Annotated in this window: 15 protein-coding genes and 2 pseudogenes; 7 read left to right on the forward strand and 10 right to left on the reverse strand. The window is 57.4% G+C overall.

Features of this window, described 5'->3' with window-relative positions:
* Positions 1-2: 2 nt before the first annotated feature.
* From BJQ17_RS11085 to BJQ17_RS11095, 3 genes are all read right to left on the reverse strand, one after another.
* The gene (locus BJQ17_RS11085; protein WP_070096051.1) at positions 3-392 is read right to left on the reverse strand and encodes a DUF2946 family protein; all 390 of its coding nucleotides are present in this window, start codon (positions 390-392) and stop codon (positions 3-5) included.
* Between the two features lie 128 nt (positions 393-520).
* Positions 521-1,804 (reverse strand): DUF2254 domain-containing protein, encoded by a 1,284-nt coding sequence (locus BJQ17_RS11090; protein WP_070096052.1) that lies wholly within the window; start codon positions 1,802-1,804, stop codon positions 521-523.
* A 31-nt stretch (positions 1,805-1,835) separates the two neighbouring features.
* Positions 1,836-2,714, reverse strand: coding sequence for a LysR family transcriptional regulator (locus BJQ17_RS11095; RefSeq protein WP_070096053.1), 879 nt, complete (start codon positions 2,712-2,714; stop codon positions 1,836-1,838).
* Positions 2,715-2,815: 101 nt separating this feature from the next.
* Here BJQ17_RS11095 and BJQ17_RS11100 point away from each other — a divergent pair, with 101 nt between their 5' ends.
* The 3 genes from BJQ17_RS11100 (at position 2,816) to BJQ17_RS31635 (ending at position 4,864) form a co-directional block, all read left to right on the forward strand.
* Complete coding sequence (locus tag BJQ17_RS11100; protein WP_010954206.1) at positions 2,816-3,229, forward strand: VOC family protein; 414 nt, start codon at positions 2,816-2,818, stop codon at positions 3,227-3,229.
* A 158-nt stretch (positions 3,230-3,387) separates the two neighbouring features.
* On the forward strand, positions 3,388-4,704 hold the full coding sequence (locus BJQ17_RS11105) for a cation:dicarboxylate symporter family transporter (RefSeq protein ID WP_070096054.1): 1,317 nt from the start codon (positions 3,388-3,390) through the stop codon (positions 4,702-4,704).
* A gap of 13 nt (positions 4,705-4,717) precedes the next feature.
* Positions 4,718-4,864: a hypothetical protein gene (locus BJQ17_RS31635; protein WP_175442727.1), complete on the forward strand. Its 147-nt coding sequence runs from the start codon at positions 4,718-4,720 to the stop codon at positions 4,862-4,864.
* Positions 4,865-4,897: 33 nt separating this feature from the next.
* On the opposite strand, the gene BJQ17_RS11115 is transcribed toward BJQ17_RS31635, so the two are convergent.
* The 3 genes and pseudogenes from BJQ17_RS11115 to folE2 all read right to left on the reverse strand — a co-directional run bounded on the left by BJQ17_RS11115 (position 4,898) and on the right by folE2 (position 8,978).
* A complete protein-coding gene (locus BJQ17_RS11115) occupies positions 4,898-5,620 on the reverse strand; it encodes a DUF4198 domain-containing protein (protein ID WP_070096055.1) in 723 nt (240 codons plus the stop codon).
* Positions 5,621-5,634: 14 nt separating this feature from the next.
* Positions 5,635-7,725, reverse strand: a pseudogene (locus BJQ17_RS11120) (TonB-dependent siderophore receptor).
* Between the two features lie 308 nt (positions 7,726-8,033).
* Complete coding sequence (gene folE2 / locus BJQ17_RS11125; protein ID WP_004374868.1) at positions 8,034-8,978, reverse strand: GTP cyclohydrolase FolE2; 945 nt, start codon at positions 8,976-8,978, stop codon at positions 8,034-8,036.
* Between the two features lie 353 nt (positions 8,979-9,331).
* Here folE2 and BJQ17_RS11130 point away from each other — a divergent pair.
* The 4 genes and pseudogenes from BJQ17_RS11130 to BJQ17_RS11145 all read left to right on the forward strand — a co-directional run.
* A pseudogene (locus BJQ17_RS11130) lies at positions 9,332-9,765 on the forward strand (TerC family protein); the annotation flags it as partial.
* Complete coding sequence (locus BJQ17_RS32080; protein WP_004374862.1) at positions 9,766-9,897, forward strand: hypothetical protein; 132 nt, start codon at positions 9,766-9,768, stop codon at positions 9,895-9,897.
* A gap of 191 nt (positions 9,898-10,088) precedes the next feature.
* Positions 10,089-10,502, forward strand: a complete 414-nt coding sequence (gene arfB / locus BJQ17_RS11140; protein WP_004374860.1) for an alternative ribosome rescue aminoacyl-tRNA hydrolase ArfB — start codon at positions 10,089-10,091, stop codon at positions 10,500-10,502.
* Between the two features lie 345 nt (positions 10,503-10,847).
* Positions 10,848-11,210, forward strand: a complete 363-nt coding sequence (locus tag BJQ17_RS11145) for a histone-like nucleoid-structuring protein, MvaT/MvaU family (protein ID WP_070096056.1) — start codon at positions 10,848-10,850, stop codon at positions 11,208-11,210.
* 223 nt (positions 11,211-11,433) lie between these two features.
* On the opposite strand, the gene BJQ17_RS11150 is transcribed toward BJQ17_RS11145, so the two are convergent.
* From BJQ17_RS11150 to BJQ17_RS11165, 4 genes are all read right to left on the reverse strand, one after another.
* Positions 11,434-12,342 (reverse strand): amino acid ABC transporter substrate-binding protein, encoded by a 909-nt coding sequence (locus BJQ17_RS11150; RefSeq protein WP_070096057.1) that lies wholly within the window; start codon positions 12,340-12,342, stop codon positions 11,434-11,436.
* Positions 12,343-12,390: 48 nt separating this feature from the next.
* Positions 12,391-13,731, reverse strand: a complete 1,341-nt coding sequence (gene potE, locus BJQ17_RS11155) for a putrescine-ornithine antiporter (RefSeq protein WP_004374854.1) — start codon at positions 13,729-13,731, stop codon at positions 12,391-12,393.
* Positions 13,732-14,116: 385 nt separating this feature from the next.
* Positions 14,117-15,229 carry a hypothetical protein gene (locus tag BJQ17_RS11160; protein ID WP_070096058.1) on the reverse strand — a complete coding sequence of 371 codons (1,113 nt, stop codon included), beginning with the start codon at positions 15,227-15,229 and terminating at the stop codon, positions 14,117-14,119.
* An 86-nt stretch (positions 15,230-15,315) separates the two neighbouring features.
* Positions 15,316-16,731 (reverse strand): DUF2252 domain-containing protein, encoded by a 1,416-nt coding sequence (locus BJQ17_RS11165; protein WP_218188952.1) that lies wholly within the window; start codon positions 16,729-16,731, stop codon positions 15,316-15,318.
* Positions 16,732-16,944: the final 213 nt, after the last annotated feature.

Consider the following 16,944-nt stretch of genomic DNA (forward strand, 5'->3'; position numbering starts at 1 on the left):
TGTCAGAACGCGAGAAGCGAAGCAGGAGAGGCGCGGGGATTGACCAGTGGCCAACGCTGCTTGGGCAGGCGTGGCGGAGGTTGGTTGGGTAAGGGGCTGCCCGGCTCGCAGGCGAGCAGGGTCAGCAGGCCGAAAAATACGGCCAGCAGTGTCGCGCTGAACAGGCTGGCGATCACGCAGTCACCGCCGGCAGGCAGGGTCGGATCGCTGAAGTCTTGCTCACCTTGGACCATGCCGCTGCTGTCGGCCGTGCACCAGGCGGCATCATCCATACCAGCCAGGCGCAACCCGGCCATTTGCCCATGGCCCATGGCGCACAGCAACGAGCCGAACAGGATGCTGAAATACAGCACCCAGGCGACATGTGATCGTGTGTGGTGGGCCAGCTTCATGGCGGGACTCGGCGTGAAAACTGAATGATCAGGTTGGGAGGTTGGCGAGGGATTCTACATCTTCTAGTGCATCTGAACAGGGTGATTTTTCAAGCACGAATATTCAATCGGGTACAGGCGCACGAGACTTATTGAACACCGATGAGTTCGGCAGCAAGCGCGCGGAGCTCGTCCTTGTCCTGTTGAAGTACAAGCCCACTGCCCGCGTGTGCAAGCAAGCGCGCGGCATGCCGGCTGCAGGCGGCTTGAAATGCGCGGGGATTGATGCGCGCCAGGCTGACCAGGGCTTTGATCAAACGCAGATTGACCTCTTGCAAAGCCGCGCCGTCCCGGCTGATCGGCGCAAAAAAATCGTCAAACAGGTCATCCGCCAGCAGTGCACGAACATAGACCTGCGGGCATTTGTTATCCGTGCTTTGCGCCACGGGATGCAGTTTCCCCCAACACGTCAGGCAGCGAATGCCGCGGCCAATGATGTCGATGGCTGTGCCGGGATCATTTACCGCTGGAGAAAGCGCTCGCGAGGCGATCTCTGACAACACCGAAAGCCCGAAGCGCGGGTCATGCTCGAACGTTCTCCTGAGGCCGACGGTCACGGCAGCGAGCATCTCGATGTCCAGCGCGCCATTGTCATCGAGCGGCTCGCCATCCACGGCCAAGGCCCGTGCCACCACCATACCCTCATGTACAAAGGTGCCAGGCAGGACTTCGAGGAAAATTCGAATCTCGGTTCGCGTTGCAATCTTGCTCAACGTGAGGACATCGATGTGCTGGACATAGCCGGTCTGGCGGCTTTTCACTTCATGGGTTACCCCAGGAAACTTGAGGTCAGGCGGGTAGGCTGCAGCGCCCAGAAAAGGGTGTTCAACACGCTGCTCGATGGCTTTGATCACTGCTTTTTCGACACGGTCGATCGTCTCCCCCACGCGCCCTAGTTTGGAGAGGTGATCAATCCAGCGCAGCAAGGTGTAGATGATCAGGACCACCACTGCAATCGTCACGGTGAAAAGCACTACACGACCTTGTGTACCGTAGGCTCCGGTGCTCAGTGCAATGATGCCGACGAGGCTGAAGAGAAAGGACCCGATGAAGGTCGCCAGAGCGTTCTGGGTCGTGGCGTCCTCCATGACCAACGAAGTGGCGCGCGGGGTTACGCCACTGCTGGCGGCACTGTAGGCCGAGACCATTGTACTGAGCGAAAACGTCGTGACGGCAAGCATGCTCGAGGCGATGATGCCCAATATCTTGTCAACGGCATCTGCACCGATACGTGCAGGCAAGCTGACCGGCACTGCATCCTTGAACACCATGGCCAGTAGCGCGGTAACCACCCCCAACAGGGAGAAAAGCGTTGCTCTGAACCAGAGACGCTTGGCAATTCGCGTAGCCAACCAACGCCAGCGAGCTATCATGAACACCTCCTGTTGCCGAGAGTGTAGGCCCTTATGGAAAGCTGCAGTTATTCATAAGCTGTGCCTTCAAAACCTCCACCGCCTTGGGCCTTCTGGGGTTGGCCTTGTGAAGCAGGACTACCTGGCGCATGTACATGTAGCTGTCAGCGTCCGACACTGGCGTTGCCTGTACGTCGTCAGTCTTCAATCCCGCCCAGAGTGGGACAACAGACACCCCCATGCCTTTTGCGACCATGATGTAGATAGCATCCAACGCATCCAGATTACAGAGGACATCGGGTTGCAGGTCATTGTCATTCAAGTACTGCTGTGCAATCTGCCCACCCCAGGCATGTGAGTCATATCGAATCAGGTTTCGACCAAGAATCGTCGAGCGGATGTCGCGCTTGTCAACGGGGTCTTTGGTCAAAAGCATCAGGGGTTCTTCTCGAAGCACCTGTACACGAATGGTTTTGGGGACGCTGAAGGGCGGACATACCATGATTCCCGCATCGAGCTCTCCGCAGGCTACTTGTTCGTAAAGACTGCGTGAGTCCCCTGGCGTGATACGTAGCCTCAGTTGCGGGGCAATGCTTGATAGCTGATTCATGGCCTCTGGCAATATGCCTGTCAACGCTGTAGAGATCGCACCGATCTTGAGATACCCCGACAGGCTACCGGTGTCCAGATCCTCTTTCAGCTCTGCTGCCCCCTGGATCAGATCTCGAATCTTCGGCAGCAACGACAGGCATTTCTCGGTAGGTTCGACAGCATGTGCGCTTCGGTTCAGGAGTTCGCACGCCAGCGATTTCTCGAGTGCTTGTATACGCTGGCTGACTGCAGGTGCTGTCAGGTTTTCCCGTCGAGCCGCCGCTGCAATCGAGCCAGTCTCTATCACCGCCATCAGGCTTTCGAGAAATCGAGTGTCCAAAACATTTCCTTTCGCTGAGAGATGGAAAAATGCGCTTTAGCACTTGCGCGAGGCTACGCTAACCTCCCCAAAAGTTCTATCAGAAACCAAAGAGGGTAGTTATGAAATCGTTATTTCATGTTTCATACCATGTTACAGATCTCGAAGCATCTCGTAACTTCTACGGTAACATTCTCGGCTGCAAAGAAGGCCGCACAAGTGAAACTTATGTGGATTACGATTTCTTCGGTCACCAGATTTCGCTTCACAAAGGTGTTCCTTTTCCAACGACCCGCACCGGCAAAGTCGGCGACCATGAAGTGTTGATGCCGCATATCGGCTTGGTGCTGCATCTGGATGACTGGTTCGCGATGGCAGACCGCCTGGCGCTTCATGGTGTGCAGTTCGACATACCGCCGGTTGTACGATTCCCGGGCCAACCTGGGGAGCAGCGAACGATGTTTTTCCTGGACCCCAGTGGCAACCCGATCGAGATCAAAGGGTTCAAGGACTTTGAAGGTGTATTTGCCACCTGATTGGTATAAACCTTCGGGACGCGCCTCCCGCTTTGTCTGCGTGAGATAAGAGGCGTGTATCGATGAGTGGCCACTCAATAAAAATAACAGGCTCCAACGATGTGTTTGGCATTTTTGCCGGCCAATGTACAGTCCAAATTATAATAACTGGAGGACGTATGGCGAAGACTAGTCTGGTGACTAGAATTATTGTAGGTCTTGTGCTCGGGGTTGTAGTGGGGGCACTTCTCAATTTCTTTCCCGAGTACAAAGCCTGGATAATCAGCAGCTTTTTGCAACCCGTCGGCGATATTTTCATCAAGATGATGAAGATGATTGTCATACCCCTTGTATTCGCGTGCATGGTCGGCGCGATCGCAGGCAATGGTGATAGCAAGGCGATAGGGCGGGTAGGGGTGAAAGCCTTGTTCTACTTCTTTGTCGTGACCAGCATCGCAATTGTGTGTGGCCTGCTGGTTGGCAATCTTGCGCAGCCAGGCGTAGGTGCCAACTTGACGACGCTGGCAAACACCCAATCGCTCTCGCTTCCCTCTACCTCGGAGAGCACAGGGTTTGCTCAAGTCATCCTCAATATCATCCCGGACAATATTGTCGGTGCAATGGCGCAAGGAAAGCTGCTGCCTGTCCTGTTCTTCTCGGTCATGTTCGGCTTTGGGCTAAGTGCTCTGGACAAAGAGAAGAAAATGCCGTTGATCGCGGTAGTCAATGCCATTTCCGCGACGATGTTCAAGGTGACGCATATCGTGATGCACTACTCACCGATCGGGATCTTTGGCCTGATCGGCGTGACGGTAGCCAACTTCGGGCTTTCCGCGTTGCTGCCTCTGGCAAAACTGATTGCCGTCACCTACGTCGCGGTCATTCTGTTCGGCGTGGTCGTGCTGGGCGGCATCGCGAAGGTTGCAGGGATCAACATCTTCGACCTGATCAAGGCGATCAAGGATGAGTTGATCCTGGCATTCAGTACTGCCGCCTCGGCGACTGTCATGCCCCAGCTGATTGAAAAGGTCGAGGCCTACGGTGCGCCGCGTTCGATTGCTACGTTGGTTATCCCTACGGGTTATTCCTTCAATCTGGATGGCGCATCGCTGTTCGTGGGCATCGGCACGCTGTTCATCGCGCAGCTGTATGAAATTCCCCTGAGCTTGGCTGACCAGGTGATGCTGATCATCATCATGGTGCTGACCTCCAAGGGCGCAGCCGGCGTCCCGGGTGCCATGTTCGTGATCTTGACCGCTACGCTGACCAGTGCCGGTCTGCCTGTGGAAGGTATTGCATTCATCGCCGGAGTCTATCGCTTGATGGACATGCCGATCACGGCGCTGAATGTCTTGGGCAACGCACTGGCGCCTCTGGTTGTGGCGAAGTGGGAGAACCAATACCGGATGCCTGCTGCCCCGGTGGTAGCGCCCGAGGAGCGCCCGCAAGTGTTGACCTCTTCAATTAGCGCTGGGGGCTCGGCAAACGCGACCTAGTGCGTTCATCGACATGATCGCTCTGCATGTGATGCAAGTGCCCATCATGCAGGTAATCGACATGCCCATCGTGTTCGATTGCCGTGTGGCCGCAGCCGGGCTTGTGCCGATGGACATGGTGCGGATGCTGGTTGCAGGCACTCATTCCGAACGTCTCTAACTGCCATACCTCGGCCGAGGTAGGTCGCTTATGTTACTCGTGGTGCGGCTCACCCAGGAACGTCAGTGAACTGAACAGACTCTGTTGGGCCACGGGGCTGCCGTCTGCCATTGGCAGGGTAGCCTGGGCCGCGATGATGTTGAGCCCTTCATTGCGTACGGTTATACGTGCCCGGCCTTGCTTGTCGGTGGTGGCGCTGACCTGGTGAGGGGCGCCTCGGTAATCGCCCTGCAGCGGGATATCAGCAGCCGGTTTGCCATCGAGCAGTACCAGCACTTCCAGCGTCTTGCCTGGCCCGACTTGCAGAGGGTCGCTCAGGGGAACGATCGCCAATCGCAGCATGTCCAGTTTCGGCAGGCGAGCACCGCTCTGGTAGATCGCCAGGCTGTATTTCAAGCTGTGGGTGGAGGCGATCGCATCCTTGACGTGGGTGCGATCCTGATTGACCCATTGCTTGTCCGGGCGCTGTGACCAAGGCCCGTTGTCCAGCAGCACGGCAAGTGCCGCAGGCGGGGTAAGTGGTTGCAGCACGGCATGATCTGCCAGGCGCTCGACCGTGACCGGGACCATGTTCCCGGTCGCGTCGAACGCCCAGGCGCGCTTGATCTTTTCCGCCTTGTAGGCGTTATCCTCGGCACCGTGGCCGTACACAGCCTCGATATTGCCACGTCGCTCCTCGGTCCACAGGCCGTGGGCGCCTGCGTTGACGCTGACCATCAGGGTCAACAGGGAAGCGACTTTCAATGATGGATGCATGATGGTTCCTCGGTTCAAAGGCTAAGGGTCAGGCTGACACTGAAGTTGCGTGGCTCCCCGGGCAGCACCCAAGCGCTGTTGTACGAGCGTTCGTAGTACTTGCGGTCGAACAGGTTGTTGAGGTTAAGGCCGACGGTGACCTGTTCGCTGGCCTTGTAGTGCGCCAGCAGGTCGACCGTGCTGTAGGCGTCCAGGGTGAAGTCGCTGCCGGCCTGGCCGGGGCGTTCGCCGACGTAGTTCACCGCTGCGCCCACATCCGAGCCGCGCAGGGCACCGTCCTGGAATTCGTACACGCCCATCAGGCTGCCGCTGTTACGGGCGATGCCGAGCAAGTCGCTGCCTTTGGGCAGGGCTGCGTCGCCCTTGGTGACCTCGGCGTCGATGTAGGCGTAGGCGCCGATCACTCGCAACGCGTCGGTCAGCTGGCCGCTGAACTGCAGGTCCAGGCCTTGGCTGCGCGCTTCGCCCGCCGCCACGCTCTCGCCAAGGGCGTCTGTGGTGATGACGTTCTCCTTGTCGATATGGAACAGGGCGATGGTCGCGCCCAGGCGGCTGTCGAGGAGGTCAAGTTTGACTCCGGTCTCGTAACCCAAGCCCTTTTCAGGCTTGTACACCTGGCCCTGGGTGCCGATGGTGTTGGGTTTGAACGAAGTGGATGCGTTGGCGAACACGCCGACTTGCGGGGTCAGTTGGTACAACACCCCGATGCGCGGTGTGGCAACGTCCTTTTCCTGGCTGTTGCTGAGACCCGTGGTGCGGTTCTGCGAGGTCTGCTCGAAGCGCTCCAGGCGTACGCCCAGCAACCCGCGCAGGCGCTCGGTGAAAGCGATCTGGTCTTGCAGGTTGATCGCATAGCTTTCAGTGTGCTCGAAGAAGTCGTTGGCACGGGTGATGGCTGGCTTCGGCTTGCCGTATACCGGGTTGTAGATATCCAGCCCGTATGCTGCGGAGGTGGCGCTTTGCGGGTACTTCTGGCTGTTGCGGTAGTTTTCGTACTCCAGCCCGACGAGGGTCTGATGCTGCCAGCCACCCAGCTCGAACTGCCCGTGCAGCTCGGCCTGGGTGATGTTGTCGTTCCATTCGAAGTCGCGTTCGCGATAGAAGCGCGTGATGGTGGTGCCCACCAGGGCCTGGGGCTCGGAGCTGTTGCCTTTGAGCGTGCCCTGGGTGTAGTGGTTGGCCAGGCGCAGCGTCCAGTTGTCGTTGAGCACGTGTTCCAGCGCCACGTCGAGGGTCTGGTTGTCGTTGCGGATCTTGCCGTCATTCGGCTCGCCAAGGAAGGTCGAGCGCTTGACCGAACCCATTTCGCCGTTGACCGCCGGAATGCCGCGATCGAACACCGACTCGGTGCGGGAGAACTCGGTGTCGATCATCAGTCGGGTGTCGGGTGACAGTTGCCAGCTCAGGGAGGGGCTGACGATACGGCGCTCGCTGCCGACATGGTCGCGGAAGCTGTCGTTGTCTTCGACGGCAAGGTTGATCCGGCCCAGCAGATTCCCCTCGCTGTCCAGCGGCGAGTTGGCGTCCAGGGCGGTGCGGTAGCGGTCTCAGCTGCCTGCGCTGAGCGTGAGCGTACTGAAGGCTTCGGCCTGGGGGCGCTTGGTGACGATGTTGACCAGCCCGCCAGGGTCGCCACGGCCGTACAGGCTGGCAGCCGGGCCTTTGAGCACTTCGATGCGTTCGATGTTCGACGTGTCCGGCGCGCTGTAGCTGCCGCGGTTGATGGCGAAACCGTTCTTGTACAGCTCGCCCGTGGTGAAGCCGCGCACACTGTAGTTGAGGAAAGTCAGGCCGCCGAAGTTGTTCTGCCGCGACACGCCGCCAGCAAAGTCCAGGGCGCGGTCGATGCGGGTGGTGTTGAGGTCCTTGATCACCTGCGCGGGCACGACGTCGATACTCTGCGGTGTGTCGCGCAGGTCGGTATCGGTGCGGGTGGCGGTGGCAGAGCGGTTGGCACGATAGCCTTGCACCGGCCCGTCGGCGCGTTCTTCGAGGTAGGCGTCGGTGATGGAGGTTTCGTTCAGCAGCAAGGGTTGTGCCGCTGAAATCGGCTGGCCGAACAAGCCCAGCGTCAGGCCGGCCAGAAGGGGGGCACGAGGGTTCACGTAAAGTCTCCGTTTTTCACGCTATAACGTTGCAATTTTGGGTACGTCCTGACTTGGGCACTGTCCACGAGCTCGAAGGGGATCGACGGATACACCATCAGGCGCCACTGTGTGGGCTGTGCAGGCCGCACTCGATGCCAACATCGATGCCGCGCGCTGCTTCGGGCGGTGCTGCATCACAGATGACAAGAAACCCTTGCGAGTAGAGCGGCCCGTCTTGCGTCAGGCCTGACAAATGAATCCTGATGAGAGAATGTTCATGTGTTGGGATGCGCATGTTATTAGATGTAATAACGTAACACCAGTGGTTAGCGCTCATTACCGGTTGCAAATGATTCTTGTTGGTCAGGCCCAGATGCCTGCGGGGCGGACCAGGCCGAGGCATCGTGCGGGTGCAGGCTTTCCAGGTGGCGAACGTGCACTTGGCTATCGCGGTAACCCTGCAGGCTTACCTGAATACGCCGCGCAGCATCCTCGACAAACATCAGGTTCTGCCCGTTGAGTGCCGCGAAAGCCTGTTCGTCAGCCCGTTTCACGGCGGTCTGAACCGGCGTGCGCAAGGCGCCTTCGACTTGGTCGATCAGGCCCAGCAACCCGAGATTAGGGGCATCGGCAGGCACCGCGACGCGCACCCGAGCTTCGCTGCGCTGGCTATGCGGCGTCGCCAGCGACGCATTGCTGCGCAGCCACTGCGCGACGGCGCTGGCTTCGAGCAGCGGCTGGTCCTTGAAGGTTCGCAGGAAGCCGTCCTCAATCAATTGTCGGGAGAGAGCGGCCGAGCACGGGCAGGTCGAGGAGTAGCCGATCCTGACCTCGATACTCAGGTTCAGTGCCCCGCCGACCTTCGTGGCGAGCACGTGAACCGGGTACGACTTCCAGCCAGAGAGGCCCTCGGTCACCAGCGCAGGGCGGCGAACCAACAAGTCGAAATCCAGGCGCAACCTGGCATTGCGGCTTTCGCAGTCCTGATGGCTGTCGATCATCTCCTGCAACAGCGCAAAGAGACTTGCCGGCGAGACCGCCGCAGCCTGCCCCCAGGCGTCCAGCAGGCGATACAGCCTGGACATGTGAATGCCTTTGACGTGCGGTGCCGGCAGGTCGACCTGGACATCCGCCCGGGCGTGTAGCTCGTGCTGGTAGGTCGCTTCTTCGATCCTTACCGGCAGGTCGATACCCTGCATGCCGACCCATTGCAACGGGCTTAGGCTGGGGGCCAGGTCGGTGACGGAAACGTCGGGTAATGCTGAGCTCATCATGTCTATCCAGTGGTGGGAGCCTTGCACGTAGCAGCAAGGGGTATGAATCAGTTCCAGCCGGGGAAGGGGTTGGTCAGCTTCATCCAGCCTTCCGTTCCCTGGGCCCGGTTCGCAGGCGAGCCAGAGGTAAGGCTTGATGTGGCTAGTTATAACATAACATTAAGGTCAGATTGCAAATCATGTCCGTGCTCTTGAGCAGGCAGAGGCAGGAAGCCGCTTCGCCTGTGGCTGCTGGAGTGGGAGAAAACTGCTGGACAAGATCGACGCTGGACTGGACCGCGTTGCCCGGGGCGAGCTGAAACGTAGTCGCTTGGGCAATTTCCATGTGCAGGAATGTCACACAATACCTGCGCATCACCAAGGAATTGCACGGTCAACGCTTTGTGGTTCGCTGCCTGACGTGTCAGGGAACAGAACGCTATGGGTGACGCCACTATTCCTTGCACTTGTCCTGATTGAATGTGCAGATTTAGTGTTTGCTGTTGACAGCGTGCCTGCAATTTTTGCAATCATGCAGGATCCGTTCATCGTTTATACGTCGAACATCTTTGCAATTCTCGGCTTGCGAGCGCTCTATTTTGCATTGGCTGCGATGATCAGTCGCTTTGTTTACCTTAAGTACGCCCTGGCTCTGGTGCTTGTCTTTATCGGCGCGAAAATCTTCCTTCATGGCGTTGTGGGTAAAGTACCAGTCGAAATATCGTTGAGCGTTACCATCGGCCTTCTGATTGGCGGCGTGTTGCTTTCGCTTTGGAAAACCCGAGCGTCCGCTAACGCTCATTGAATGATTACGGCCGTTGACCGGCAGGACAAGGACACGCTCCGCAAGCATGGCATCGTGGCCTGCGCGTCCAATTACGAACGCCATGGGGACTCGTCCGAGTGGGTGATGACAGTGGCCGAGGCAATGCAGTAACGATCGCCTCTTGGGCCTTCACATTCGGTCAGTTGTCCCCGCAGGTTCAGTTTGTACGCGCTGGCCTAGCGCTCAGGTGGAGCTTTCTGCGTGGCGGCGCTCACGATGACCCTGAACGGACAGAGCATTATGTGTTGTCCTATGGGACAGCGGCGCAGTCTGTGATAATGGGGAATGAAAAGGGCCCTATCATGTTGACCATCTCCAATAACGTGCATCTGCCGGATGCCGAAATCGAACTCACCTACATCCGCGCGCAAGGCGCGGGCGGGCAAAATGTCAACAAGGTATCCAGCGCCGTGCACCTGCGCTTCGACATCCCGTCTTCATCGTTGCCCGAGTTTTACAAGGCGCGGCTGCTGGCGCTGCGTGACAGTCGTATCACCGGCGACGGCGTATTGATCATCAAGGGCCAGCAGTACCGCACACAGGAGCAGAACCGTGCGGACGCTTTGGCGCGTCTTGCCGAGTTGATCATCAACGCTGGCAAGACCGATAAGAAACGTCGCCCCACCAAGCCGACCCTGGGCTCCAAGACCCGCCGCCTCGAAGGAAAAGCCAGGCGCAGCGCTGTCAAGGCGGGTCGGGGGAGGGTGGAGTTCTAGTGTGGTGTTTCACAAATAACGACCATAACTCGCGGCGCTTTTTGCGCTCACGCAGCGCTGGGATCTTCTACCCCGCATCGGCTACTGACCTGGATGATCTGCGTTCCTACAGGCCCGTCGTGTCTCCGCACGGAACCTGGGTGCGTGTCAGCGTAGATAACTTTCTACTCGCCAAGGTCAGGCTGGAGGGTTTCAAATTCAGGCATCTCTAAATGAGACATAGGCGGTGTGGCGCTTGCACTGCAACAGGAAAGTGGAGCAGGTGGCCCTGATTTTCATTTCGGTTTGAATTTAAACTGCGTTAGGATGTTCTAAAGGTCACCTGTCCAACTTCGGAGTATCCCCATGTCGCGTCTGGCAGAATTTAGACAACTTGAGCAAAAATTGGCCGCCCAGTTGGCCGAGCTGGAGGCCATGAAAGGCAGCCGTGAGCTTCAGAAAGAAATCGAGTTTGAGACCAAACTGCGCGATCTGCTGGGCCAATATGGCTATAGCCTTCGTGACATCATCAACCTTCTGGATCCACAGGCCAGTCGCCGTGCCGCACCTGCTGCCGCAGAGAAATCACCTCGTCGCGCTCGTCAGGTTAAGCAGTACAAGAACCCGCACAACGGCGAGATCATCGAGACCAAAGGTGGCAACCACAAACTGCTGAAGGAGTGGAAGGCTCAATATGGATCTGATGTGGTCGAGTCTTGGGTTTCCTAAGTTCGATCAAAGACGCAAAAAAAGAAACGACCTCAGAGGCCGTTTCTTTTGCCCGTGGATTGGCAGGCTGTATCCCATGGTTTCCTCGACACTTGCCACGCTCAGGAAATGGCGTATCTCCTACTGACCTGTGGCCAAGGTTAGCGTCTGTATGAAAAGCCTTGAGACGGCTTTTCATACAGCGCCCGGAAAGCTGCTTGCAGACGGCCTGTAGTGATTGATGTCACTCGGGCAACGCATACACCCTGAACAATTTCTTCACGATATCGTTGGTCCCTCCCAAGTATTTGTCGTAGTCCTTTTCAATGGAGCCCGAACGATAGGCTTCGCTCAAGGCCGTATCGACCAGCAGGCGGAAGTCGTCGTCATTGCGCTCCACCATCATCGCCACCGGCGAGTACTCGAATATGCGGTCCAGGAGCATCAGGTTTTTGGGAGCCCCTTCCTTGGCTATTTCGTTTTTCAGCAACATGCGCTCGGCAAAGAACGCGTCCGCCTTGCCGTCGGCGACCAGCTTGATGCCCTCATCGTTGTTGGCCACGGTAACCAGTGAAGCGATTACACCAAGCAGGCGCATCCTTTCGCGAATCCAGTCTTCGGTTACACCGCCCTCAATGGTGGCGTATGTGTGGTTGGCCAGACCGCTGTTGATGCTTGCTCGCCAGGTCGGTCCGCTATTGGCGACTTTGCCATTGAGTACATTAAGCAGCGATTCGGGGGCATCCTTGCGCACCACGACAGAGAGACCGGCGGTGTAGATCGGTATGGCGTAACTGATCGTCTTGCGCCGTTCCAGAGTGGGCGGAGTCGGCGTGCAGAGAATATCGACTTTCCCTTGGCTCACCGCACTGACCTGCTCGTAAACCGTAACCGGCTGGTAGCGCACTTGCAGGTCCGGCAGGCCAAGTTCGCGCTTGAGCTTGTCTGCAACTTTAAGGCACTGCTCGATGGCATAGCCGCTGGCTTTGTCGCCTTCCTGCGTGCTGAAGGGGGCCAGGTCTGGCAGGTAGCCCATGGTGAAGCTGTGGCTGCTGCGCACGCGTTCAAGTGTGGAGGCACTGGCCATCAAAGGCAGCGTCAAAAACGCCAGAGCGAGCAAAAAACGGGTGGTTTTGATCAAGGGTACGTTCATGTCCGGTTTCCCCGTATGCAGATGTCTGTGCAGTCCTGGCTGCCGCGCCTAAGGATTGCCGGCCCCGGCCTGTTCGGCTGGCAGCGTGTCGGTGAAACGCTTGGCGAGGAAACCGTAGAGCAGGTAACCGAAGGCCAGTACTAGGGTGCCGCCCATCACCGCATCCTTGCCGCAGGCATACAGGGCATACAAGGAGTACGTCACCGCAACCAGCAGCACTACCAGGTTGCGCGCGTAGATCGTCGTTGAGACACCGGCCTTGTACATAATGACCAGCAGACCAGTCAGCGCGGTTAAATATGGGATGAGGTTAGTCACCGCCGCCAGGTTGACCAGCTTGCTGAACTGGGCGGCGGCATCCGGTGAAATGGTCGACAGGGCCATCAAGGTTTGCAGCACGCCACAGACGATCATGCCGACGACAGGGGCGTTCATGGCGTTGACCTTGCTGAAGAACTTGAGGAACAGGTTCTGGTCGGCGGTCATCTTGGCAGTTTGCGCCAAGGTAAATTGCCACCCCAGCAGCGAGCCGACACACGCCATGACCGCCAGGGCCATGACGATATGGCCTACCAATGGATTGAACATCGTGGCGTAGACCAGCGCGAAGGGGGCCGTGGACTTGGCCAGATCGGCATTGGGAATGATGCCCTGGATGACGGTGGTCGACAGTATATAGACACCGGCAGCCCCCAAGGTGCCGAACAGGCAGGCCAGTGGCACGTTGCGCTTGGGGTTTTCCACGGCATCGGTGGCTTGGGCCGCCGACTCCATGCCCAGGAACGCCCACAGGGTCAGAGGAATGGCTTTGGCGATGGACTCGGAAATCGGCAGATCGTTAGGGTTCCAGGCGGCGACCAGTACATCGGGCTTGAACCAGAACCAGCCGATGATGCAAAGGCCTGCTACCGGAATGATCACGCCCCAGACCGTGAAAGCACCGATCTTGCCGGTGATGCCGGGGCCGCCGAAGTTGGCGAAGGTGGTCAGCCAGATTAGCCCGATGGTGCCTATGCACAACGGGATGGCACCACTACCCAGCCAGGGCAAGAAAGCGGTCATGTAGCCCACCGCAGAGATGGCCACGGCTACGTTGGCGATGGCCAGAGACAGGAAGTACAGGTACGAGCAGAGGAAAAAACCCGACTTCGCGTGAGCCTCTTCGGTGTAGGCGGACAACCCGCCAGAGCGTGAGCAGAAGACGCCGCACTGGGCAAAACAATAAGCGATGGCCATCGAGCCGATTGCCGTGAAAAGCCACGACAACAGCGAGACGGCACCCAGTTGAGCCATGTTGGTAGGCAACATGATGATCCCCGAACCCATCATGTTGACTGTCACCAGCGTCGTGAGCCCGACCAGGCTCATTTTTTTGCTTGAATCAGCCATCGCAAACTCCTTGCCGCGTTCAATGTTTTGAACCTTGGTCCGGCAACGTGCAACGCGTGGCCGAATAGGGGGCTAATGCTCAATGCTTGACTACGTAAACTCTGCAGGGTGGGCGCACCTGGCAGATCTCGCTTGATCTTGACAGCAGGTTGGCAGGTTCAAAGCCCGGGAAAGGGCCATCGAACAGTGCTATCGCCAACAGGTAATCGACGATGGATTGCTTACGGCGGGTACTCCGTGGCGGTGCGGCGTTGCGTCGTTATCAGCGTGAACTCGATTAACCGTTAACAATTGATAAAGATCAATGATCCTTGCCTATTTCACTTCGTCCAACCGGCAGCGCCTTTGATATGACCTTGGCGGGTTATGGATAATGACTGTCACATCAGTTAGCGGGTACGGTGATCACCGGGGCTTGCGGCGCCACGCCTGTTTCGGCAAGAGAGAACAGTACCAGTATGAACAAGAACTCCGATTTGGATTTCATGTCGTGGTCGTCGATCCAAAACCAATAGTCGCGATAGTGCACAGCAGCATAGGCATCAGCGGGTCGCTCTTCGCTCGAATGGATGCGAACCAGAGGATCGTCCCACGGACTGGGATGATCGGGCACGGGAGGCATGGGGTTTGCTCGCCCATCTTGCAAATGCGCGGCAGGGGCCTCGATCGTCGCGGCGAGTTCCAGAAAGATTTCTGACATGGAGCGTGTCAGGAGCGCAATCTCGGTATCGCTCCTGGATACCATACCGAAAGTAAGTGTCAGTTCATCCTTGTCGGGCCGCAAGTGAAGAATCTTTCGTACGGTAAGGCGATCCTTCTCCACATCATCGGGGATGTCACGTTCGATCATGAGCACTTCGCTTCTTTCGTTGGCGCGGGTACTGACTCTTACACCTAGCGATTCCGAACGCTGTATCCGCCTTAACGCATCCAATAGCTCATAGAAACGTGGATCTGCGGCACGCAAGCGTGTAGGCGATACCGATCGATTGTACACACCATTCGCTGCTCGGACGGTCAATTGCAGCACGCGGTCGACCGGGTAGCCTGCCTGAATAAGCGAAAAAACGGCCTCAGGAGATAAGGGTTGCAACAAGTAGCGTGAGAACCGTTCCCCGGAAAGCGGTGTATAGCTGATTGTTGGACGATCTGTGTAAACGCCGGATGCGCCTATGGCCTGACTGCTACCGTCGTTGGGCCATCCCGAAAACCAGCCTGCTGCGAGGTTGACCTGACTTTGTATGGCGCTGGAGCTGATCACCGAAGAGACTTCCAGATACACCGGTGCATCGGCGTAGCGCAACTTGACGATATTGAGCAGTGTCTGTTCTTTCCAGGTCGTGGCAATCACTGTGCCGTAGTCTGTGCGATCGCGCTGTATCGAGGTCGGCCCCAGCGTACCGCAGCCTCCGACGTAGCACGCCGTGGCGATCAGTAACAACAGGCGGATACGGTACGGTAGGTGCGTGATCTTCGGCACTGAGGTCTGGTGATCCATAGTGTTGCCTCATGACGCATTTTTGGTGGGCCTCAGGTAATGGCATTCAGCGCGTTCGGTTAAGGCAACAGCACGGGGCGGCGGTGTCAGTCTTCTTCTCTCAATGCTTTGATCCGTCCGGATTTTTCTGCGGCTACCAACGCGGCATAGTCTTTTGCATTTTGCTTTGCATAGGTCATGACAAATTTGCCGATGGCCTGATCGAAGGAGTCCGACTTACCCAAATAGCCGCTAATCAGTGCCGCATCCCCGGATTTTGCATGGGCACGCGCGAGGGTACGACCGCATAGCTCGGCGTACAGCTTCATTTGTGTGGTCGTTGCGCCTTCGATCGGCGCAGACATTTTCATGTCTCGCAACTGCCGCACAAAGAAATGGCGGCCTTTTTGGCCTTGCGTCCAGCCCAGAAAAATGTCGCTGGAAGACTGCATCAGCCGCTGCCCTGTGACAATGCGTTGCCCCTGGTTCTCGTACTCGCTTTTTCCCGCGTAAGGCGCCAACACGGAAGGACACGCTTCCTTGAATTGCAGAAGCAGGGGGTGGTTCTCCGCGGAAAAGAACAGGCCGACAAAACAATAGGTGCCGACGCTCCCTATTCCGACGGCTTTGACGGCAAAGTCTTCGAGACGGTACCGATCAAACAGTATGCGGCGTTCATGGGGTAGCGATAATCGATAGTCTTGCAGTGCCGCATGCACCCGTTTTTCAAAGTCCTTTTCATAGATATGAAACAGAACAGGGGGTTGATCGATCAGGCGTCGACGGCCCGCCACTTCACTGCTGATCATGGGATAAAGATAATCGCCGACTCGAACCTTGGCTTTTTCTATCAATTGCTCACGGTTTTTTTTGATTTTGGCATTGGGGGCCATATCGATGATCGTTTGTGCATCCAGGTGGTCATACCAGACCTCCAGCGGGCTCAATTTCGAAAGCTCGCGTAGACGTTCCCGGTAAGCTTTAACGGATTTGACGGCGATCGCGTGGGCATCTTTTTCGCTGAGCCTGTTATCTGCAGCTGCGACGGCGAAGCTGATCGCCAGGCGTTTGACATCCCACTCCCAGGGGGCGGGAAGGGTTTCGTCGAAATCATTGATGTCAAAAATCAGATTGCGCTCGGGTGTCGCGAACAGTCCGAAGTTCAACAGGTGACAATCACCGCACGCCTGTACCCGAATGCCGGTGTTGGGGAGGCTGGCCAAGTCATGAACCATCAATCCCGCAGAACCGCGCAAGAAGGTGAAGGGGCTGCGCAACATGCGTCCATAGCGCACGGGCACTAGACTGGGGAGTCTATATCGATTGGACGCTTCAAGGAGATCGATAGGGTTACGATGCTTGCGCGGTGGTTTCCACACTGCGTGAGATGAGTGTGGCAGGCTCTCGCGTATCCGCTCTCCTGCGTTCAGGCGTTCTTTTCGCGAGCGAAAAGTCGGCTCGTAAATTCCGAACTTTGGTTCTCGAGCCGCACCCTGGACGGATTTCTTCTTACTGGGAGACATTTCCACTCCTTTACTCAACGAAGTCGAAGTTGTTCAGGAGCAAGATCGCGTTATGGTTCGGTCCCATCACAAAAGCGTAGCAGCCTGCCCCTGAGCTGCGTGGATGCTCCGCTTGGAAAACCGCACATTTCATAGCCTTGGCGGGAGCGTTTTGTGGTTTGCCTGTGAGCCGGATCCGTCATCCCGCGACACTGTCCTTCCAGCGCAAGTGTT

Source organism: Pseudomonas sp. NBRC 111139, from assembly GCF_001753955.1.
In the GTDB taxonomy this organism is placed as follows: Bacteria; Pseudomonadota; Gammaproteobacteria; order Pseudomonadales; family Pseudomonadaceae; genus Aquipseudomonas; species Aquipseudomonas alloputida.